The organism is Nitrobacter sp. TKz-YC01 (genome assembly GCF_047824785.1).
Classification (GTDB): domain Bacteria; phylum Pseudomonadota; class Alphaproteobacteria; order Rhizobiales; family Xanthobacteraceae; genus Nitrobacter.
In genome coordinates this window covers 3,027,718-3,046,749 of record NZ_CP181167.1, presented here as the reverse complement: position 1 = coordinate 3,046,749, position 19,032 = coordinate 3,027,718, and the positions used below count along the sequence as shown (strand labels likewise).

The window sequence follows — 19,032 nt, the reverse complement described above, 5'->3', positions numbered from 1 at the left end:
CTTGTTGAAGGTTTGGTCTTGTTGAAGGTTTCGTGCCCCTGACGTACAACTTACGTTCCGCAGGTCGACGATCCCATGATCTATTTATTTCTCTTTGTCGCATCGTTTATCGCGTTCTCTCTTAGTGTCATTTGTGGCGGCGGCGCCGGATTATTGCTGATCCCGCTTCTTGGCCATTATCTTCCGATCAGCCAGGTGCCGGCAGCGCTGACCCTTGGAACAGCAACAAGCTCTATTTCCAGAATCTGGATATTTTTCAATGCCATCCGTTGGGATATGGCCAGGCTGTTCTTGCCGACGGCAATAGTGGGAGTGGTTCTAGGCGCGAAGCTGCTGAGCTATCTGGAGCCGATGTATCTAGAGTTGTGCATGGGCCTGTTTCTGATTTCCAATCTTCCTTTGCTTTTTAGAAAGCAGAAATCAAAGCCTGCCTCATCCGCATCGCTCACTGTTCCACCATGGCAGATCAGATGGGTCGGCTTTTTAGCCGGCTTCATTTCTGGTCTGACTGGCGCGGTAGGTGTCCTGTTCAACAGGTTTTATTTTCGCTGTGGTTTGGACAATCAGGAACTCATCGCTACCAGAGCCGCGAACGAAGCCTTGCTCCATTTACTCAAGCTCTCGCTGTATGCATCGCTGGGTTTATTTCAGCTGAAAACCATAGGGATCGGCCTGCTCGTCGCGCTGGCCGCTGTGCTGTCCTCTGTTTTCATGAAGTTCGCCTTGCCGGGAATATCCAGGGGACTGTTCATGCGCGCTGGATATGGCGCCATGGTGATTTCCGGCGTGTTGGTGCTGAACAGCGCGGTTGGCGATATCAAAGTTGCAAATGATCCCAATCTTCACGTGACCGTCGAGGCGAAAGAACTGAACGCCAGATTGACCTGGAATACCTCGGTCTATTTTGCAGAGGTCAGTTACGACGAAGGCTTGGAATTCGAGAAAATCATTCCGTTGTCGTCTCTTTCGCCTGACCGGCAACGTTACGTTCAATCCTTGCGGGGCGGGGCCCGGAAAGTCGATGTCGAAAAAGTGTATGCTCTGAAAGGTGTCTCTTATGAAGCCTATTATTTTGATGGTCAGAACCGTTTGATCAACAAGATCAAGTTTGACTGAAACAGCAACGGTTACTCTCAGGCGCTTGGCCAAAGGTCGTGAACTCGATTCCTTGATAGCGAGTCTTGCCGACCTCGCCAAAGATCAAGGTGTCGGAATTTCGACCGTAAGTCGGCCGCGTAGCGGTGAAGGCGGCGAGCGTCGCCGTAATGTGGCCGAAATCGACCTTCGCGCCGACCTCGGATTGCGTTGTCTTGAAGGGGGAAAAAACTTCCCCGACGTTCACCGCATTGGGCGGTGCAATCTGGCCAGCTTCCAAGGCTTCCATGTAATTGGCGTATAAGGAAACATTCTGCCACGGCTTCCCTACGTCGAGATATGGCGCGATCGCCATAAACGGCTACGGGTCTATTTCCGCAAGGATCGTGGTCCCCGTATCGCGCTGTGAGGTGGACCCGCTTGGTGAGACAGTTTGGCGGCCTGGCTAAGGTGGATCGGGTTCGTTTCTACGCCGCCAATTGCTCCGTCATTTCCGCCATAGCATGGACTTCGTCGGGCGTCCTGCCGGCGAAGGTCGAGTGCGGGCGTCGCCGGTTGTAATAGTCTATCCAGGAGCCGATGCCGCAGCGGGCTTGGCTTCCCGTTTCGAATGTGCTGAGGAAGACGCACTCATATTTGAGGCTGCGCCACAGTCGTTCGATGAAGACGTTGTCCATCCAGCGGCCGCGCCCGTCCATGGAGATGCGGATGCCGGCATCCTTCAGCGTCGTCGTGAAGGCGAAGCTAGTGAACTGCGAGCCTTGGTCGGTGTTGAAGATGTCGGGCCTGCCATGGCAGGCGATCGCCTCTTCGAGAGCGGCAACACAGAAGTCGGCATCCATCGTGTTCGACAACCGCCAGGCCAGGACCTTGCGGCTGAACCAGTCCATGATGGCCACGAGGTAAAGGAAGCCGCGCCGCATCGGGATATAGGTCACATCGGCACACCAAACGTGATCCGGCCGCTCGATCGCCAGGTGCCGCAGCAGGTAGGGATAGATGCGATGCTGCGGATGCGGCTCGCTGGTTCTCGGCGCCTGGTAGATCGGCGACAGACCGATCTTGCGCATCAGCCGCCGGACCCGCTTGCGACCCACGCACCAGCCCTGACGCCGCAGATGCCGGGCCATCTGCCGGGAGCCATACCAGGGCGTCTCCATGAAGGCCTCGTCGATGGTGCGCATCAGTTCGAGGTTCTCGGGCGTCTCGCCGGCGGGCTGTCGGTAGAACGACGCCCGCGAGATCGAGACCAGTTCGCACTGGCGGCGGATCGAGAGCCGGTTGTGATCGGGGTCAATCATCATTCTCCTCCGATCCAGGCTCAGCGATCGAAGGCCTTGGCCAAAAAATCCCGCTCAACGACAAGCTGGCCAATCTTGGCGTGCAGCTTGGTCACCTCGGCTTCCCGGCCGACCTGCGCATCAGCAGCCTTGTCGTCGAACGTCTTGGCCAGGTTCTCGATGGCCTGCCGTTTCCACTGCGTAATCTGGTTCGGATGAAGCTGGTGCTTTGTCGCCAGTTCCGAAATCGTCCGCTCGCCACGGATCGCCTCAAGCGCAACCTTGGCCTTGAACTCAGCCGTAAATCGTCTGCGTGTCTTCATACCGGATCGTCCTTTTCATCGGGCGATCCACCTTATGCCCCTGTCTCAGAAACCGGCACCACCTCACCATATCCTTGAGGTCGATCTCGCAAACGCAATATCCTTTGATCAGGCCTGGGCGCGGTTTACACAAGGCGCGCCATCGTATCTTGCTGCACATAGTTGCGAATTCGAAATCCGAAGCACGGTACCCACTCCCACTTCGAGGTCACGAGCGATGCGCCTCACACCAATGCCCTCGCCCAGCATCGTGTGTATGGTGCGGACCTTCTTGGCATCGGCATCCTCAATGGTCTTGCGCCCTAGCTTGGTGCCATCAGCCTTGGCCCTCGCAAGCCCGGCCATGACCCGCTCTCGGATCATCGAGCGTTCGAACTCGGCGAACACCCCAAGCATCTGGAACATCGCCCGGCCCGAGGGTGTAGATGTGTCGAGACCTTGCTGATGCAGGAAGAGGTCAACGCCCTTGGCGTGAAGGTCCCTTAATACATCCAGTAGGTCCGTGAGGGATCGCCCTAAGCGGTCCACCGACCACGCCGCAACCATGTCCACCTCACGTCGGGCCACTGCCTTCATGAGCGCATCGAGGCCAGGCCGTTTGTTACGTCCTTTGGCTCCCGAGATACCGGCATCCTCGTAAACCGCCGTAACCTCCCAGCCGTGCCGATCTGCGACGGCCTGAAGTTCAAGGCGTTGGTTGCCCGTGTGCTGATCCGTCGTACTGACACGAACATACAGTGCAACACGCTTGGTGAATGGACCTCTTGAATGCATCTCCATGCTTCCTCAATGAGTGAAAGATGGAAGCGATTCTGAATCTCGCGAGTCCGAAAAGCAATGGTTACGGAACACTCGAAAGCTATGAGCGTAAGCGCGTAAAATCAGGGACTTCCTTTGCGCAAACTTCTAGAGGTTTTCGGAACACGTACGCCCGCCAACTGCCTCAACTTGTCGCCATGCATCGCGACGAGACTCGAAGCCTAGCCAAGCTGTCGACGGGCACGGGGGGCGATTTCAAATGCCGCTGCCACGAGGTGACCTCTCGCATTTGCGACCCTTTCGAAGCTGGCACCGCCCTTGAGCAGAGACTCGCGGTATTTCAGCAAGCCTATGCGTTTCAGTTCACGATGCAGCGGCACATGGCGGATGGAAGAACTGGTCTTCGTGGAGCGCCCGCCGGTCCTGTCAATGTCGAAATACCACCGTTGCGTATCCTCATCCTGCCGCAGATCGCATAGCCGCAACTGCGCGATTTCATCGAGGCGCATGCCGGAGAGAAGGCCTATCAGCGGAAACCAGAAGGCCGCCTCGCCACCGCCACCAGCTGGGCGTTCATTGTCTGCATAAACCGGCGACTCGAAGATCGCTTTGAGGTCGGACTTCTCGAAGTGCCTGCGCCGGGTCTGGTGGGCATCGATGGAAAACCGGATGGCCTTGCCGAAGGGGTTCGCAAAGCCGGGCACCCTGTCGAGGAAGCCTTCACGCTCGGCCCGCGAGACAATCCCACCAAGAATCTGAACGATCTTATTCACAGTGGTAGCCGCTCGCGGTGTGCGGTCGGAAAGGTCCCGCTTCAGCAACTCCGGCAGAGGGAGCTTGCGGAGGCCGCGCGGCAACGCACTCGGCACCTTGGCGACGGCATCGCGAAACTCCCGGGCCTTCTCGCGGGTAATCTCGCCAAGCCGCAAGTCGCCATGCAATTCCGTGAAATACCGTACGGCTTGCTCTGCCTCAGTGACGGTGTTGGAGTTTGGCTTCTTGGCATTGTGCGCTGAACCACCGGCAGCCCATGATGCCAGCGCTTCTGTGAGCCTAGGCCCCAACTCCTCGGTGGATTGCTTCGTCACCACTGGGGTTGGAATGATTTCGCCGCGCTGCCGCTTCCCCATTGCCTCGTAGGCCCGCACGTGAGCTTCAAGGACAACGAGGGCCGCCTTCTGAAACTCCGATGAGGATTTGCTCAGATAGATGCCCCGCTCCTTCAATGCGATATTGGTTTCGGGGTAGACGATCTTGGGGTCGCGCCGGGCGTATGCTGCGCGAAACTCGTCTTCAAACACCGGCAGCAGTTCGCCATAAGCGTAAGAGTGGTCGGAGGACATTCCCATTTGGGTGGCAGGCGGTACGTCCACGAGGTCGCGCCATTGCGCTCGCTCCTTAGGAGTTTGCAGATGCCGCCGGTCATCGCCTTCCATCCGCTCGGCTTCATCGTCTGCGAGCAGGCCCGCAAAGATATCATCGCCAAGTTGCTTGAGGTCGAGCGCCACGGGTTGCACCGCGACGGAAGGGGGCATGAGGGCTTTCACCGCAGCATCGAACAATTGGGTCGCCTTCAAGGCCGCCTGATGGTCGCGCCGCTTGGCTTCCTTTAGCTCCTTCGTTGCGAGGGACCGAACAAGCTCACGCTTGAAGCAGCGGGTCTTCGGATTGACGAGATCGGGAAAGACATCGCGCATGTGAGAGGGTACGGGCTTCCCGGCCAGCGCCTCAGGCAGACGCTTTCGAAACTCGTAGACGCCGGATGCACGTCGCTGCATGTAACTCAAAGCCGCCATTGTGGACCACCTTTGTGGGCTACGTTTGTGTAGCAAGGCGGCCGCTCTAAGCTTATGATTACCTAGAGTTTTCAGCTTTTCAATGGCTTAGATGATGCTTGGCGCTCCCTAGGGGAATCGAACCCCTGTTTCAGCCTTGAGAGGGCCGCGTCCTAACCGCTAGACGAAGGGAGCGTACCGGAAAGGCAATAACCTCGAAATCGGTGCGCCGCAAGGTGCCTTTGGATATCAGGGCTCGCGTGCGAAATTCAGCGTTCCGGCCGACTGCAACGTGCGCAGGTTGAACGTTCGGATCTGGACGGAGCCGCCGAGATCAAGGGTCACCACGAGCAGGTCGCCCGCGACCGCGGTCGCGGTGATCCTGGCATCCTTCGGCAGGGTCGCGGTAACGTCGGCCGCCGGCCTGCTTCCCTCGACGCGGAAAAAGCGATAGCCGATAGCGACAAGGACGGCTCCCACGGCGAGGGCCGTGGTCAGACCAGCGATCAACATCATCCGCCGCACCCGCGCGAATAGCGCGGCCTGTTCCGGTGTCGGTTCAGGGTTCAAAGGCTCGGTCATGCAAGGCTCGGCTCTCAAAGGCTCACCATCGGATCAGAGGCTGGACATCGTTGTCACCGGCGACGAGGGGTCGGTACGCCTTGATCGTGTCCTTGCCGTTCATAGCCGCGATCTGTCCCGATCACGCCTGAAGTCCCTGATTCTCGCGGGCGACGTCAGTATTGTGAAAAAAACTTCTGTTGCGGAGAGGACGGAAGGCTCGGCCCCTGTTCACGACCCCGCTTATCATGTCGCTCCGGGAGATACGATCACAATCCGCGTGCCGCCGGCAATATCGGCCAAACCGCAAGGCGAAGCCATCGCGCTGGATATCATCTACGAGGACAACGATCTCATCGTCATCAACAAGCCGAAAGGTCTGGTCGTTCATCCCGCCGCGGGCCACCATGCTGGAACGCTGGTCAACGCCCTCATTGCGCATTGCGGGGAAAGTCTGTCCGGCATCGGCGGCGTCTGCCGGCCCGGCATCGTGCACCGGCTGGACAAGGACACCACCGGCCTGATGGTGGCCGCCAAGAATGATGCCGCCCACAGGTCGCTGAGCGCGCAATTCGCGGATCATGGACGCACGGGAGCAATGCGACGCGGTTACCTGGCTTTTGTCTGGGGACTGCCGAGCCGTGCCCATGGCACGGTCGACGCTCCGATAGACCGGCACCCTTACGCGCGCGAAAAGATGGCCGTGCGGGCAGGCGGGCGGGAAGCGATCACCCATTGGGAGGTCCGGCAGGTCTTCAATGGGCGGGACGGAAAACCGGTGGCTGCTCTGCTCGCCTGCCAGCTTGCCACCGGCCGCACTCACCAGATCCGGGTGCATCTCGCCCATGCGGGCCACCCGCTGATGGGTGACGACGTCTATGGACCTCATTTCAAGACCAAGGCCAGTCATCTGGGACCGCGAGCCGCCACGGCGCTGAGTGCTCTCGGCCGGCAGGCGCTTCACGCGTATCTTCTGGTCCTTGAACATCCCCGGACCGAAGAGGTTCTGCGCTGGGAAACGGGTCTGCCGGAGGACCTGTCTTCCCTGCAAACGGCCCTCGCGGCGGCGGAATGACGCATCTTCGCGGAAAACAAAAGTGATAACAAACAGTTGAGAACAGATCACGAAAACGTAATCACTTTTTGTTCTTCTTTTTCCGGGCCATCTCTGGTATATGTTGCACCTGCGTTGAATACCCAACGTGGAACATCGCAGCGTGGTCGGCTTTAACAAGAGACTGCCTGCCGGGCTCGCCGCTGTCGGGGGCCTGAACCAGTGGAGGGCGCAACCATGGCCCGTACTGCTACCCTACCGGTTCTCAACGGAGAGAACGGACTTTCTCGTTACCTCTCGGAAATCCGCAAGTTTCCGATGCTGGAGCCGCACGAGGAGTACATGTTCGCCAAGCGTTTGCGCGAACATGACGACCGTGACGCGGCGCATCATCTCGTGACCAGCCACCTTCGGCTGGTGGCCAAGATCGCCATGGGCTATCGCGGCTACGGCCTGCCGATATCGGAAGTCGTGTCGGAAGGCAACGTCGGCCTGATGCAGGCGGTAAAGCGATTTGAACCTGAGAAGGGTTTCCGCCTCGCCACATATGCGATGTGGTGGATCAAGGCCTCAATACAAGAGTACATCCTGCGCTCGTGGTCGCTCGTGAAGATGGGCACGACCGCGAACCAGAAGAAATTGTTCTTCAACCTGCGGAAGGCGAAGAGCAAGATCTCCGCGCTTGACGAAGGCGATATGCGGCCGGATCAGGTCAAGCTCATCGCCAAGCGTCTCGGCGTCACGGAACAGGATGTCATCGACATGAATCGCCGCCTCGGTGGCGATGCATCGCTCAACGCCCCGATCCGTGACGATGGCGAAGCGGGCGAATGGCAGGACTGGCTGGTCGATCAGGCGCCCAATCAGGAAGCCATCATGGCGGAGCATGAGGAGTTCGATCATCGCCGCCGAGCCTTGACCGGCGCGATGGGCGTACTCAATCCGCGCGAGCGCCGCATCTTCGAGGCCCGACGCCTCGCGGATGAGCCGATGACGCTGGAAGATCTCGCTGCCGAGTTCAATGTGTCTCGCGAACGTGTGAGGCAGATCGAGGTTCGTGCTTTCGAGAAGGTGCAGTCGGCCGTGAAGACGACGATCGCGCAGCAGGAACAGGCTGCCATGGAAGCTGCCCGCTGAAGCGAGAAGCTTCTGTTCGGAAATGAGGGCCGCCGGATATCGGCGGCCCTTTTTGTTTGTTCGCCTGTTTGTTTGCGATCAGGAACGGTTTTTCCTGCGAGGTGGGTGACCTGTTCGCGCAAGGAAACGGGTCAAACAACAATCTCTCGGCCTTGGTTTTGGAGACTGATTCAACGCAGTTGAAGCAGCCTCTATAGCGTTTTCGAGCGAAGTGGAATCCGGTTCGCGTGAAGAAAACGCGTCAGATCAATATCATAGAGCGTCGCTTCTGATTCAATCAGAAGCGATAATGCTCTAAAGCATGATGGCATTAAGTTCGATATCCTGAATTTTTGAGGTAGTTGGCACATTCCTCGGAGGTGAAGGCATTGAGTGCGTGGCCGATTGCGGCGCAGACCGCATCGACGGTTCGCGCGGCGGCTTTTCGGATGAGGTGCTTGAGCTTGGCAAAGACCTGTTCGATCGGGTTCAGATCGGGCGAGTATTTTGGCAGGAAGAAGAGTTTGGCGCCGGCCGAGCGGATGAGTTGACGAACTGCTTTGCTCCGGTGGCTGCCAAGGTTATCCAGGATGACGATATCGCCGGGTCGAAGGACGGGCAGAAGAACCTGCTCGACATAGGCGCGAAAGCTCACGCCATCGATCGGCCCTTCGATGAACCATGGCGCATCGATCCGGTTATGGCGCAGGGCCGCCAGGAAGGTCATGGTCTTCCAGCGTCCGTGGGGAACCTTGGCGTGAAGTCTGCGCCCGCGTGGCGCCCATCCCCGCAAGGACGCCATATCGGTCCTGGTCCAGGTCTCGTCCTGGTCCAGGTCTCGTCGATGAAAACCAGCCGCTCAGCTTCGACGCGACCTTGATACTTTGTCCATTGTGCTCGCCGCCGCGCGACCGCGGGTCGATCGCGCTCTCCAGCCGCCACGCTTAATGAGATGGCCCGCCCCGGCTCTCCGGCTGCGATGATGCAGCTGGTTGATTCCCAACTGAAGGAGCCGATATGTCCAGAAGCCACTCTGTCGATGCCGCCGTCTTCGGCATTGATCTCGGAAAGACCCGCTTCGACGTCATGGCAGCCGATGCATCCGGCAAGCCGATACGCCGCGTAAAGCTAACCCGTTATACGATCCTGCCGTTCTTCGAGCAGGCGCCTCGCGCCTTGATCGGGATGGAAACTTGTCCGGGCGCCCAATGGCTGGCGCGCAAATTGGCTGCGATGGGCCACACAGTGCGGATTATCCCAGCGCAGTTCGTGAAGCCTTTCGTCAAATCGAACAAGAACGACGCGCGTGACGCAGAGGCGATTGCCGAAGCGGTGGTCCGTCCGACGATGCGCTTTGTCGAGATAAGGCAGGAAGCGCAAATCGATCTGCAGGCGCTTCATCGGATCCGAGACCGGATCTCCGCAAACAGAATACAGCTTATCTGCCAGATGCGCGCCTTTTGTCTGGAATATGGAATCGCGATGCGGCCAGGGGCTGGCGTCTTCAAGCTCGACATGGCGCGTATCCTTGCCGACGAGACCAACGACCTCACACCGATGATGCGCACGATGCTGCGGGAACTCTGGGACGAGTTCGTCGTCGTCGACGCGCGGCTCGCCACCGTCAGCCGGCAGGTCGAAGCGATCGCCGATCGCGTCGACGCAGCGCGCCGGCTGATGTCGATCCCCGGGATTGGGCCACTGGGAGCAACGGCCCTGCTTGCCGCAATCGGAGATGGACGGCAGTTCCGCAAGGCGCGTGACCTTGCGGCATGGCTCGGGCTCGTTCCACGCCAAAACTCGACAGGCGGGAGGACCACGCTGCTGGGGATCAGCAAGCGCGGCAACCCGTACCTGCGGCGCCTCATCATCCATGGCGCACGCTCATGCATCGCCCACCTGAACCGTGAGCGCGACCGTATGGGTGAGTGGATCGGCCGGCTCGAACAGCGGATGCATCGCAACAAGGTTGTTGTCGCTTTCGCCAACAAAATCGCTCGGATGGCGTGGGCCGTGCTCACGCGGCCGGGCAATCTTTATGAGCGCGTTGATCCGGCCCAGGCTTGATCATCGCGTTCTCGTCAGGTTGCGGGGTCAAGGAATGATGTCGGAACAGTCGATCCGCTGGTTGTAAGCCCTGTCAAAAAAACGGGCGTCATGGCCCGTACGATTTATTGGGAACAACCGGCGCGCATCTCATCCTGGCCTGGCTGCAACAGCAGCTCACTCGCGAGAGGCCGGATACATTTACGCAAACTGCGCCCGACAGAAATCCAAATCCCTTGCAACGCCGGGGCGGACCATACATTTTTTGAAGCTGAGCTTCGCGGCATGCACGAAGTCCCACACCGAGTGGTAGTCGACCTTCAGACCGCGACCGGCAAGCTCGGCAACAAGCCCGCGGATGGTGAAATCGCCGTCCCTGATCCGCCGCGACAGCCAGACTGCGTGGTCTCCCGCAATCGCCTTCGGCTTGTGACCGCCCATCTGGCCAGGCTCAACGCTGCCGGTCTCCTCGACCCGCCGCATCCAGCCGATCGCCGTGCTGATCGCGACCCCAAACTGCTTGGCGGCCCGATTGCGCGACATTCCGCCCTCGATCGCAGCGACAACACGCTTGCGAAGATCCAGTGAGTAAGGCTTGCCCATCCATGCTGGCCTCCTATCCAGCCAGCATGCTGAATCAGAAACACACTGATTTGGGAATCCAAAATCGATTCAACATAACCCCATCACGCTCCAGTTAATTGATTGAGCATCGGATTTATCCCGAAACCGGTTCCCACTTTCGGGTCCGATGCTCTGGCTCCGCTCCACGCCTTCGAGCGTGCTTTATGCTTTTTGATCGGACGGGATCTGTTGTGACCATGACTGCGGGGCAATCGGCGGCGCGATGTCTCCGCATGAGGCAAACCGGTTTTTCCCATCGTTCTTGGCCGCATAAAGCGCATGATCGGCGGCGGCGAGCAGGTGTTCCGAACACGCTCCCATTTCCCGGGTCCATTGGGCGAGCCCGATGGAGGCCGAGATAGGAACATCGGCGCCCGTGCACCCGGCAGCGTCTTCGCGACATGCATTCAGCACGCGCTGCGCGATCTGCGCGCCTTCTTCCAGCGTTGTGGCGGGCAACAGGATGCAGAACTCGTCCCCGCCGGTCCGCGCCAGCAAATCGCCGGGCCGCAGCTGCATCTGCGCCATCAGCGTGAACTGCCGCAGGCAGGCATCGCCGGCTGCGTGACCGTGGGTGTCGTTGATCTGCTTGAAGCCGTCGAGATCCATCATGAGGATCGCGAAAGGTTCGCCGCTCCGCTCCGACATCGCGCACGCGTCCTCCAGCCGCCCCAATAGCTGCCGCCTGTTGGCGACCCCGGTGAGGTCGTCCACATGCGCAAGGTCGGCAACTTCGTTTCGCAGGCGATCGATCGCCATCAAAAGGAATCCGAAGTTCCAGGTCATCGACAGGAACACCAGACCCAATATCAGAGCGGCCTGAAGAGCATTGAAATTGATATAGGACACGCCGCCGCCGATATCGAAAAAGGCACACACCGACCTGATGACGCTCACGCAGATGATGAGCACGCTGACAATTCCAGCGAGCTGTGCTCCCGAATTAATGCGGCCTTCCTTGCGCGACAGCACCATATTCAACGTCATCGCGATCGGTATCGCCTGAGCCGCCGAATAGATGAAAATGCGCATCGGCATGTCGTCGCGCACATACACAAAGTAAGCGAGTCCGGCGACGCTCAAGCCGACCGTGAGAAAGGTCGTCCGCCAGGAGACCGGTCGCTCATAGAAACGCCGAATGCCCATCGTGCAGAGGCAGATCGAGAAGATCAGCCCGCCGCCGCCGACGACCAGCGGCAGCATTGAATCGATGTGACCGCGCAGCATGGATAGGGCGGAGAAAAAAGCGGCGAAGAAGGACGCCGCCGCCCAATAGGGAGCGGCCACGAGCGTCGGGTAGCTCCGCATGACGTAGGTCCAGACCAAACCCAACGCCAGGAAGTTGGCGATAAACACCACCCATATTGTCGGCACGCTCAGCATGGCAAATCCCGGAGTACGCCGCCCCGCCTTCCCCGATGGTTTTCTTGTGACTGTCCATCCTTACCCGACAAGGTGCGACTGTAGCGATTAATGGAAACTCACCGTGGGGAGAAGACCCTCGGCGATGGTTTTGAAATGATGAACGAAATGTGTGGATCAGGGAGGCGTTCGGGTTCTGGGAGGTAAAAAAAAGCCCGCCGGCGAAGGGGGGGTACACCGGCGGGCTAAAAGCGGACGAGGGATAGAGGCAATTTACCCGTCCGCCAAGTTTTACTCATGAGGACTATCGTCGCGCCGTTCCGATTTTCATGCGCGGTTTATCAACGGGGGCAGGCCAGCACTCCTCTGACTGCACACGGCGCGAACGACGCTCGCTTACCCGGAGTCTCGCGTCAAAGGAGACTGCGCACCTTCCTTCGTCGTTACGGTGTCGATGTTGGCGTAGTAAGAATCAAGCTCTGCACGGCGCGCGGTCCAATCGAAGAGTTCAGAACCAGAACTCCCGAACACACTCTTCGGATAGCCTTTCAGCCGGTTCCCGCTGATGTCGCTGCGATAGCCGTCAAGTTCGGAGTCGTATCTGAGCAGCCTCCATGGGACCGGGTAATGCTCGTCGCCCAAACCGAGAAATCCGCCGACGCTCAGCACAGCGTAGGCAGGTTCCCCGCTGGACTGCTCGACCATGACGCGTTCGATCGAACCAATCTTCTTGTCTTCGGCGCCATAGACGGCCTTGCCGGACTCCTTATCGCTGGCGATCAGGTTTTCAGAGTTTCCTTCCATAGCCATCAGCTTCTCCTTCGCTAGGTGGGGAATAAAAGCGATAGCGTACCGAATGTTCCTCGATGCGTTTCAAAAGCAGGCGAGGATTCTCGGCCGGATAAAATGGAAACCAGAAGCGTAAACGGCGTCATGAGCCAGAGAACGGTCGTAAGTGGTTGCCGCAAGTGACCAGGCCAAGCCTTCGTTTCTTCCTTGCCTTTCCTTCTGAAGATCTTTCTGAAGGGATCAGAGCTTCACGCGGGCGCGGCAAGTGCTGATCGAAAAGTCGCGCAAGCGGCGAGCGGGTAACTTTTGCTGCAATCGGGTTTCGACAGGGTTTCCCTTTTCGCGGATGCGTGTAAAGATATATCAGGAATGCATCAATTGAGGGGGCGTTCCAGCCCTGAATGTGATAACCTTGGATGTGATAAAATCTTGGATCTGATAGAATAACGTGCAGGAAAACCTCTGTCGTGGCTGGTATCGGGCTTGCCCGAAACAAGCGGAAACCAGCGACAAGGGAGGGTGCATATGCTGGCCGATAAACGCAGGACCTGACCAGACTTCGGCGGAGTTAGAATGATCGTGAAAAGTGGAAGCCGGTTTTCGGAAAAGATCAACGCTGTTGAAACAGACTCCAGTTCAAGCAGCCGGACTTAAACATAAGGAAAGGCATCCCGATGGAAGACATGAGCAAAGGCAGAATTATCGTTCTGATTGCGCTGACGGGCATATTGATCGCCACGGGCGTGTGGATGATCGCGGTTTTGAATCAGACGGCTGGCGTCGAGATAGGAAAACACGGCTGGATCGCGCTTGGTCTCGGCACGTTCTTTTCCTTCGTCATCGGATGCGGATTGATGTTTCTGATGTTCCTGAGCAGCCGCAACGGACACGATGAAGCAGCGGACCCTTTCCGGAAACGGCCGCCTTCGAACTAGAGCATTATCGCTTCTGATTGAATCAGAAGCGAGGCTCTCAGATTTTGATCTGACGCGTTTTCTTCACGCGAACCGGTATCCATCCTCGGGTCAAGCCCGAGGACATGCTTCGCTCGAAAACGCTATAAAACGGGACGCGAGCGAGAAGTTGCGTCTCCGGCAGCCTGTCTGGTTTCATTAGAGCGGCGGCCGGTCAAATGGAATCAGCGCCGTCGCTCCAGTTAATTGATTGAGCATCGGATTTATCCCGAAACCGGTTCCCACTTTCGGGTCCGATGCTCTAAGGGCCTGACGGCTTGCGGAAGCCGCCTTACCAGCCACGGACGTCAACGTCCGTCACTAACGCCGGATCACGCGCGCGCCTCGCCTTCAAAATCAAGGCCGAGGTCGAGAATGCCGACGCTGTGCGTGAGCCACCCGATCGACATGAGATTGACTCCGCTTGAGGCGATCGCTGGCGCTGTCGCCGGCGTGATGCGGCCTGACGCTTCTGTCACCGCCCGGCCCGCGACCATCGCGACGGCTTCGCGGAGCGTGTCCGGACTCATGTTGTCGAGAAGCACGGCATCGACGCCTTGCTCGAGTGCTTCGCGCAGTTGATCGAGCGTATCCACCTCCAGTTCGATCTTGACCAGATGGCCGACGCGGTCCTTTGCGCGCTTCAGCGCCTCGGTGACGCCGCCGGCGATGACAATATGGTTGTCCTTGATGAGAACGGCATCGTCGAGGCCGAACCGGTGGTTACTGCCGCCGCCAATACGAACCGCGTATTTTTCGATCGCGCGCAGGCCGGGCGTCGTCTTGCGGGTGCACACGATCTTCGCCTTGTAGTCCTGAACCGCCGCGACCACGGACGCCGTCGCCGTGGCGATCCCGCTCAGGTGGCACAGGAAGTTCAACGTGACCCGCTCAGCCGTCAAAATTCCCCGCGCAGGACCGGACAAGGTTGCGATCACATCGCCCGGCGCGACAATCGCGCCGTCGCCGTGTCCGACATGCATTTCGATCGCCGGGTCGATGAGTTCGAATGCGAGCCGGGCCAGATCGAGCCCGGCAACGGTGCCTTGCTGGCGGGCGGCAATGAAGGCCGTGGTCCGGTGACCGGACGGCACGATCGCGTCGGTCGTGAGATCTCCCGCGCGGCCGAGATCTTCAAGCAGGGCGGCGCGAACCAGCGGTTCGATCATGATGCGCGGCAGGGCAGGGAGCGGCATTGTGTTCCAGCTTACTAGCTAACCAACCAAATCGGGAATGCAGCCTTTCGCGGCCTCGAAGGCATCGCGGAGGCGAAGTGTCGTCCGGGCCGCGCTGGTAGCTCGCTCCGGATAATCGGTGCGCGTGTGCGCGCCCCGGCTTTCCTCCCGGCGAAGCGCGGCGATCACGATCATCAGGGCGACGATGGCCGGATCGCTTGCGGCCTGTTGCGAAGCGGCAAGCGGCAGGAGCGCGCGGGCGGCGGCGCGCAGCCCTTCTCCGTCCCGCAAAACGCCAGCGGCGCGCGACATGATCGGCCGGATCAAGGCCGGATCGCAGCCGGTGCCGGCCTCCGTCGCTCGGGGCAAACGTTGTTTCGCGGGCGTCGTGCCGGCGATATCCCGGGCGACCAGGCCGGCGCACACCACCGCTTCCAGAAGCGAGTTGCTCGCGAGCCGGTTGGCGCCATGAAGGCCGGTGCAGGCGGCCTCACCACAGGCCCAGAGACCGTCAATGGATGTTCGCCCGCGCTTGTCGACGGAAATTCCACCCATGTGATAATGCGCGGCGGGACGAACCGGGATGGGCTGCTCCGTCGGATCAATTCCCGCATCGCGGCAGAATGAGGTGATCGCCGGAAAGCGTCGGGAGAAGTCGATCCCTCGGAGATTCCGCGCATCGAGAAATACCCGATGGCCCGCGGCCATGTGCCGCCAGACCGCGCGAGCGACGACATCGCGTGGCGCAAGTTCGGCGTCGGGCGTGTCGGCCATGAAGCGATCGCCGTTTTCGTCGATGAGAGTCGCGCCTTCGCCGCGCACCGCTTCGCTGATCAGTTTCAGCGGGAAGGAGCCGATGTCGAGCGCGGTCGGATGAAACTGGATGAATTCGAGATCGGCCATGATCGCGCCGGCGCGCGCCGCGAGCGCGAGTCCCTGGCCGCACGATCCCGCCGGATTGGTTCCGTGCAGAAACAATCCGCCGATGCCTCCGGTCGCGATGACGATGTGACCGGTGACGAAGGTGACGGAATCACGCCCGGCCTGGCAGACGACCGCTCTCACCGCATTGTCCTCGACGATCAACCGCTGTGCGCGGGTCGCCTCGCACACGGTGATCGAAGGCGTCTCATAGACCTTGCGGGCCAGGGTGCGAATGATGTCGTGGCCGCTGGCGTCGCCTCCGGCATGGACGATCCGGCGGCGTGAATGCGCCGCCTCGAGGCCGAGCGCGAGATTGCCGTCGGCGTCGCGATCGAAGGCCACGCCGAGCTGCGACAACCGTTCGATCGCATCGGGCGCGGCGGCGAGGATCGCCTCGGCGATGCGCTCGTCGCAAAGCCCGTCACCGGCGGCGAGAGTGTCGGCCAGATGCAGCGATGCGTTGTCGTCCGGTCCGATGCTCGCGGCGATGCCGCCTTGCGCGAGGATGCTCGATGTCTCGAGGCCCAGCGGCGCGCTGCTCAAAAGCAACACCGGTCGCGGCGCTAGCGCGAGCGCCGTCATCAGGCCGGCAAGGCCGCCGCCGATAACGACCGCGGCGCCGTTGGTGTCATGCAGCGCCGTCATCCGACGGACAACATCCGCTCGACCGCGAGGCGCGCGCGCGCAGCGATGCGAGGATCGATCGTGACCTCGTGCTGCATCGACTCCAGCGCGTGGCGGATATTACCGAGCGTGATCCTCTTCATGTGCGGGCACAGATTGCAGGGACGAATGAACTCCAGGCCGGGATGATCGGCGGCGACATTGTCGCTCATCGAGCATTCCGTCAGGAGCACGACCCGGGGCGGCTGCCGGGTGGCGACATAGGACGCCATGGCGGCTGTCGATCCGGAGAAATCGGCTTCCGCCACAACCTCCGGCGGGCACTCCGGATGCGCGAGAACGACGACGCCGGGATGATTGTCGCGCAACTGCCGCACCTCGTCGGCGCTGAAGCGCTCATGCACTTCGCAATGCCCGGCCCAGGCGATGATCTTGACGTGAGTTTCGGCCGCGATGTTCTTCGCCAGATATTCGTCGGGCAGCATGATCACGCGTTCCACGCCGAGCGACTCGACGATCGCCTTGGCGTTGCCCGACGTGCAGCAGATGTCCGACTCCGCCTTCACCGCGGCCGAGGTGTTCACATAGGTGACGATGGGAACGCCGGGATAGGTCTTCCGTAAAAGCCGCACGTCCTCGGGCGTGATCGAGTCGGCGAGCGAGCAGCCGGCGCCGGTATCGGGGATCAGCACCGTCTTCGAGGGATTCAGCAGCTTGGCCGTCTCCGCCATGAAGTGCACCCCGGCGAGCACGATCACGTCGGCTTCCACTTCACTCGCCTTGCGGGCCAGCGCGAGGCTGTCGCCGACGATATCGGCCACGCCGTGGAAAATTTCGGGCGTCTGATAATTGTGCGCGAGAACCACCGCGTTGCGGCGCTTCTTCAGTTCGATGATCGCATCAACGTCATCGGCGAAAGCAGGCCATTCGATCAGGGGGATCGCGTGCCGCACCTTGGGATAGATTCGGGCCGATGGTCGCAGTTCGAGGACGGACGGCATGACGATACTCCCAATCGGACACCCTATTATACTGATATTGAGTATAAGGGTTGTCAAGCCCCCGAGAAAGGTAATTTGGTCCCGGCGATCGCGCGCTCCGCCAGCACGGCGCGGCGGAAGCGGAAAAGTTTCGCTGGCCGCCCCCCGGTTTCCTGGCTGGTCTCGCCGGTATCCTCCACCAGTTCCTGCTGCTCGATCAGGCGGCGAAAGTTCGGCTTATGCACAAGTTTTCCCGCCAGCGCCTCAACGCATCGTTGCAATTGCAGCAACGTGAACGTGTCCGGCATCAATTCGAAGACGACGGGGCGATATTTGATCTTGGCGCGAAGCCTGGCGATCCCGGTCGCCAGAATCCGGCGATGGTCGAGGATCATGGGATCGCCGGGCACAAACGCTGCGACGGCCGTCTCCAAGGTCGCGCCGTCGCCTCGCAGGGCTTCCGGGATCAGCCGCGCCTCGTACAGCAGCTCGTACCGTTGCAGGACGAGTTCCTCGTTCCAGAGGTGGTCCTCCAGCCCGAACAGCCTCGCCGCGCGCTGCCGGCGATGGCTTCGCGTCGTTCGGTCCGGCGCCGCCGCGATCCATTCGGCGAGGCCGGACCGCAACGTTTTTTCCATCGTCGGGATGCCGAGGCGATGGTCTTCCCAAGGAAAATAATCATACCAGCTCCGCCAGCTCGCCTCGTATTGGCTGGACTCGGCCTGCTCGCGGGTGAGGCCGAGATAGCTGATGGAGATGATGCGCTGGTCGGCGGCGCCGGTGCGATCCCGGTCCGCGAAGGTGTAAAGCTGCTCGACATAGCCGACCGGCAGCCCGGTCTGGCGTTCGACCCAGGCACGCAATCCCGATTGCAGCGAGCGATGAGCCAGTTCGAATGGACCCGACGGCAGCGCGTTCTGATCCTGGATCGTCAGGACCCGGGGATCGCCTGAGGTCACCGCCACCAGCAGCGCGATGAGGTCCGCCGCGATCGCCTGTGCCGATGCGGGAGCCACCGAATGCACGGGCGCCGTGGATTTGACAAGCGGATCACTCATCGCAAGCGGCCATCGTCGAACATGCTCGTTCGCCAGAATCGGGTGCGTCCGGAGCGGACATCAAAAGAAGCACATATGGACCGTATTTCGAGGAACATTCAACAGGATGTCCCGGCATGTGACATGCTGATCCCTGTCGCGGATATCATGCCGCGTCTCGTGAGCGTTGCGTTGCACCTGATCGCAAGATAGTCATGCGGCTGGGATCACCCTCTGTTCCACGGCCAGCCATGATTCGTCACATCGTTTTATTCACCGCGAAAGACAAGGGCGATATCGACAAAATCATCGACGGCCTGTCGCCGCTCACCACGATTCCGCACGCGCGCCGGCTCGAGGTCGCGCGCAACCGGAAAACCGATCAGCTCGGCAACGATATCGACGTGGTCGTCTATGGCGAGTTCGACAGCGAGGCGGAACTCGCAGCCTACAAGGCGCACGATCTTTATCAGGCGTCGACGAAACGGGTGCAGCCGCTTCGGGACATGCGATTCGCGGCTGATTACGATGTCCCGGCGGAATAACCCCTCGCGG

General features: G+C 60.1%; 17 protein-coding genes, 1 tRNA gene and 3 pseudogenes. 5 read left to right on the top strand and 16 right to left on the bottom strand.

Features of this window, described 5'->3' with window-relative positions; translation table 11 throughout:
- Nucleotides 1–75 precede the first annotated feature (75 nt).
- Entirely contained in the window at nt 76–1,116 is a 1,041-nt protein-coding gene (locus ACMYR2_RS14520) for a sulfite exporter TauE/SafE family protein (protein WP_347265251.1), read from the top strand.
- On the opposite strand, the gene ACMYR2_RS14515 is transcribed toward ACMYR2_RS14520, so the two are convergent.
- From ACMYR2_RS14515 to ACMYR2_RS14485, 7 genes and pseudogenes are all read right to left on the bottom strand, one after another.
- Nucleotides 1,103–1,450: a TonB-dependent receptor domain-containing protein gene (locus ACMYR2_RS14515; RefSeq protein ID WP_347265250.1), complete on the bottom strand. Its 348-nt coding sequence runs from the start codon at nt 1,448–1,450 to the stop codon at nt 1,103–1,105. The genes ACMYR2_RS14520 and ACMYR2_RS14515 overlap by 14 nt on opposite strands.
- A 112-nt stretch (nt 1,451–1,562) precedes the next feature.
- Nucleotides 1,563–2,698, bottom strand: a protein-coding gene (locus tag ACMYR2_RS14510) for an IS3 family transposase (protein WP_416192834.1) whose coding sequence is annotated in 2 segments (ribosomal slippage) — nt 1,563–2,428 and nt 2,428–2,698 — 1,137 coding nt in all. Because the reading frame shifts where the segments join, the coding sequence is not laid out codon by codon here.
- A gap of 108 nt (nt 2,699–2,806) precedes the next feature.
- Complete coding sequence (locus ACMYR2_RS14505) at nt 2,807–3,478, bottom strand: recombinase family protein (RefSeq protein WP_416193224.1); 672 nt, start codon at nt 3,476–3,478, stop codon at nt 2,807–2,809.
- Between the two features lie 200 nt (nt 3,479–3,678).
- The gene (locus tag ACMYR2_RS14500) at nt 3,679–5,034 is read right to left on the bottom strand and encodes a hypothetical protein (RefSeq protein WP_416194148.1); all 1,356 of its coding nucleotides are present in this window, start codon (nt 5,032–5,034) and stop codon (nt 3,679–3,681) included.
- Between the two features lie 30 nt (nt 5,035–5,064).
- Nucleotides 5,065–5,235: pseudogene (locus ACMYR2_RS14495) on the bottom strand (hypothetical protein); the annotation flags it as partial.
- Between the two features lie 117 nt (nt 5,236–5,352).
- A tRNA-Glu gene (locus ACMYR2_RS14490) sits at nt 5,353–5,427 on the bottom strand.
- 54 nt (nt 5,428–5,481) lie between these two features.
- Complete coding sequence (locus ACMYR2_RS14485; protein WP_011315644.1) at nt 5,482–5,814, bottom strand: hypothetical protein; 333 nt, start codon at nt 5,812–5,814, stop codon at nt 5,482–5,484.
- Here ACMYR2_RS14485 and ACMYR2_RS14480 point away from each other — a divergent pair.
- On the top strand, nt 5,813–6,868 hold the full coding sequence (locus ACMYR2_RS14480) for an RluA family pseudouridine synthase (protein WP_416193223.1): 1,056 nt from the start codon (nt 5,813–5,815) through the stop codon (nt 6,866–6,868). The two genes, ACMYR2_RS14485 and ACMYR2_RS14480, sit on opposite strands and share 2 nt — an antisense overlap.
- A 216-nt stretch (nt 6,869–7,084) precedes the next feature.
- Nucleotides 7,085–7,984, top strand: a complete 900-nt coding sequence (gene rpoH / locus ACMYR2_RS14475) for an RNA polymerase sigma factor RpoH (RefSeq protein ID WP_347265351.1) — start codon at nt 7,085–7,087, stop codon at nt 7,982–7,984.
- A gap of 310 nt (nt 7,985–8,294) precedes the next feature.
- Here rpoH and ACMYR2_RS14470 read toward each other — a convergent pair.
- A pseudogene (locus ACMYR2_RS14470) lies at nt 8,295–8,899 on the bottom strand (IS630 family transposase); the annotation flags it as partial.
- A gap of 81 nt (nt 8,900–8,980) precedes the next feature.
- Between ACMYR2_RS14470 and ACMYR2_RS14465 the strand changes: the two are divergent.
- Nucleotides 8,981–10,030, top strand: coding sequence for an IS110 family transposase (locus ACMYR2_RS14465; protein WP_416193222.1), 1,050 nt, complete (start codon nt 8,981–8,983; stop codon nt 10,028–10,030).
- Nucleotides 10,031–10,243: 213 nt separating this feature from the next.
- Here ACMYR2_RS14465 and ACMYR2_RS14460 read toward each other — a convergent pair.
- The 8 genes and pseudogenes from ACMYR2_RS14460 to ACMYR2_RS14425 all read right to left on the bottom strand — a co-directional run.
- A pseudogene (locus ACMYR2_RS14460) lies at nt 10,244–10,612 on the bottom strand (IS630 transposase-related protein); the annotation flags it as partial.
- A gap of 183 nt (nt 10,613–10,795) precedes the next feature.
- Nucleotides 10,796–12,016: a GGDEF domain-containing protein gene (locus ACMYR2_RS14455; RefSeq protein WP_347264379.1), complete on the bottom strand. Its 1,221-nt coding sequence runs from the start codon at nt 12,014–12,016 to the stop codon at nt 10,796–10,798.
- Between the two features lie 375 nt (nt 12,017–12,391).
- On the bottom strand, nt 12,392–12,805 hold the full coding sequence (locus ACMYR2_RS14450) for a PRC-barrel domain-containing protein (RefSeq protein ID WP_347264378.1): 414 nt from the start codon (nt 12,803–12,805) through the stop codon (nt 12,392–12,394).
- Between the two features lie 629 nt (nt 12,806–13,434).
- Nucleotides 13,435–13,674, bottom strand: coding sequence for a hypothetical protein (locus ACMYR2_RS14445; RefSeq protein ID WP_347264377.1), 240 nt, complete (start codon nt 13,672–13,674; stop codon nt 13,435–13,437).
- Nucleotides 13,675–14,069: 395 nt separating this feature from the next.
- Nucleotides 14,070–14,933, bottom strand: a complete 864-nt coding sequence (gene nadC, locus ACMYR2_RS14440; RefSeq protein WP_347264376.1) for a carboxylating nicotinate-nucleotide diphosphorylase — start codon at nt 14,931–14,933, stop codon at nt 14,070–14,072.
- An 18-nt stretch (nt 14,934–14,951) separates the two neighbouring features.
- Complete coding sequence (locus ACMYR2_RS14435) at nt 14,952–16,481, bottom strand: L-aspartate oxidase (protein ID WP_416193221.1); 1,530 nt, start codon at nt 16,479–16,481, stop codon at nt 14,952–14,954.
- The gene (gene nadA, locus ACMYR2_RS14430; protein ID WP_347264374.1) at nt 16,478–17,461 is read right to left on the bottom strand and encodes a quinolinate synthase NadA; all 984 of its coding nucleotides are present in this window, start codon (nt 17,459–17,461) and stop codon (nt 16,478–16,480) included. The genes ACMYR2_RS14435 and nadA overlap by 4 nt, the downstream gene beginning before the upstream one ends.
- A 53-nt stretch (nt 17,462–17,514) precedes the next feature.
- Nucleotides 17,515–18,498: an NUDIX hydrolase gene (locus tag ACMYR2_RS14425; RefSeq protein WP_347264373.1), complete on the bottom strand. Its 984-nt coding sequence runs from the start codon at nt 18,496–18,498 to the stop codon at nt 17,515–17,517.
- A gap of 230 nt (nt 18,499–18,728) precedes the next feature.
- Here ACMYR2_RS14425 and ACMYR2_RS14420 point away from each other — a divergent pair, with 230 nt between their 5' ends.
- Entirely contained in the window at nt 18,729–19,022 is a 294-nt protein-coding gene (locus ACMYR2_RS14420; RefSeq protein ID WP_347264372.1) for a Dabb family protein, read from the top strand.
- Nucleotides 19,023–19,032 lie beyond the last annotated feature (10 nt).

What these genes read in the sequence shown, in the direction of transcription:
- ACMYR2_RS14520 (WP_347265251.1), top strand. Translation starts at nt 76, where the DNA reads ATGATCTATTTATTTCTCTTTGTCGCATCGTTTATCGCGTTCTCTCTT.
- ACMYR2_RS14515 (WP_347265250.1), bottom strand. Translation starts at nt 1,450, where the DNA reads ATGGCGATCGCGCCATATCTCGACGTAGGGAAGCCGTGGCAGAATGTT.
- ACMYR2_RS14505 (WP_416193224.1), bottom strand. Translation starts at nt 3,478, where the DNA reads ATGGAGATGCATTCAAGAGGTCCATTCACCAAGCGTGTTGCACTGTAT.
- ACMYR2_RS14480 (WP_416193223.1), top strand. Translation starts at nt 5,813, where the DNA reads ATGCAAGGCTCGGCTCTCAAAGGCTCACCATCGGATCAGAGGCTGGAC.
- ACMYR2_RS14485 (WP_011315644.1), bottom strand. Translation starts at nt 5,814, where the DNA reads ATGACCGAGCCTTTGAACCCTGAACCGACACCGGAACAGGCCGCGCTA.
- rpoH (WP_347265351.1), top strand. Translation starts at nt 7,085, where the DNA reads ATGGCCCGTACTGCTACCCTACCGGTTCTCAACGGAGAGAACGGACTT.
- ACMYR2_RS14465 (WP_416193222.1), top strand. Translation starts at nt 8,981, where the DNA reads ATGTCCAGAAGCCACTCTGTCGATGCCGCCGTCTTCGGCATTGATCTC.
- ACMYR2_RS14455 (WP_347264379.1), bottom strand. Translation starts at nt 12,016, where the DNA reads ATGCTGAGCGTGCCGACAATATGGGTGGTGTTTATCGCCAACTTCCTG.
- ACMYR2_RS14450 (WP_347264378.1), bottom strand. Translation starts at nt 12,805, where the DNA reads ATGGCTATGGAAGGAAACTCTGAAAACCTGATCGCCAGCGATAAGGAG.
- nadC (WP_347264376.1), bottom strand. Translation starts at nt 14,933, where the DNA reads ATGCCGCTCCCTGCCCTGCCGCGCATCATGATCGAACCGCTGGTTCGC.
- ACMYR2_RS14435 (WP_416193221.1), bottom strand. Translation starts at nt 16,481, where the DNA reads ATGACGGCGCTGCATGACACCAACGGCGCCGCGGTCGTTATCGGCGGC.
- nadA (WP_347264374.1), bottom strand. Translation starts at nt 17,461, where the DNA reads ATGCCGTCCGTCCTCGAACTGCGACCATCGGCCCGAATCTATCCCAAG.
- ACMYR2_RS14425 (WP_347264373.1), bottom strand. Translation starts at nt 18,498, where the DNA reads ATGAGTGATCCGCTTGTCAAATCCACGGCGCCCGTGCATTCGGTGGCT.
- ACMYR2_RS14420 (WP_347264372.1), top strand. Translation starts at nt 18,729, where the DNA reads ATGATTCGTCACATCGTTTTATTCACCGCGAAAGACAAGGGCGATATC.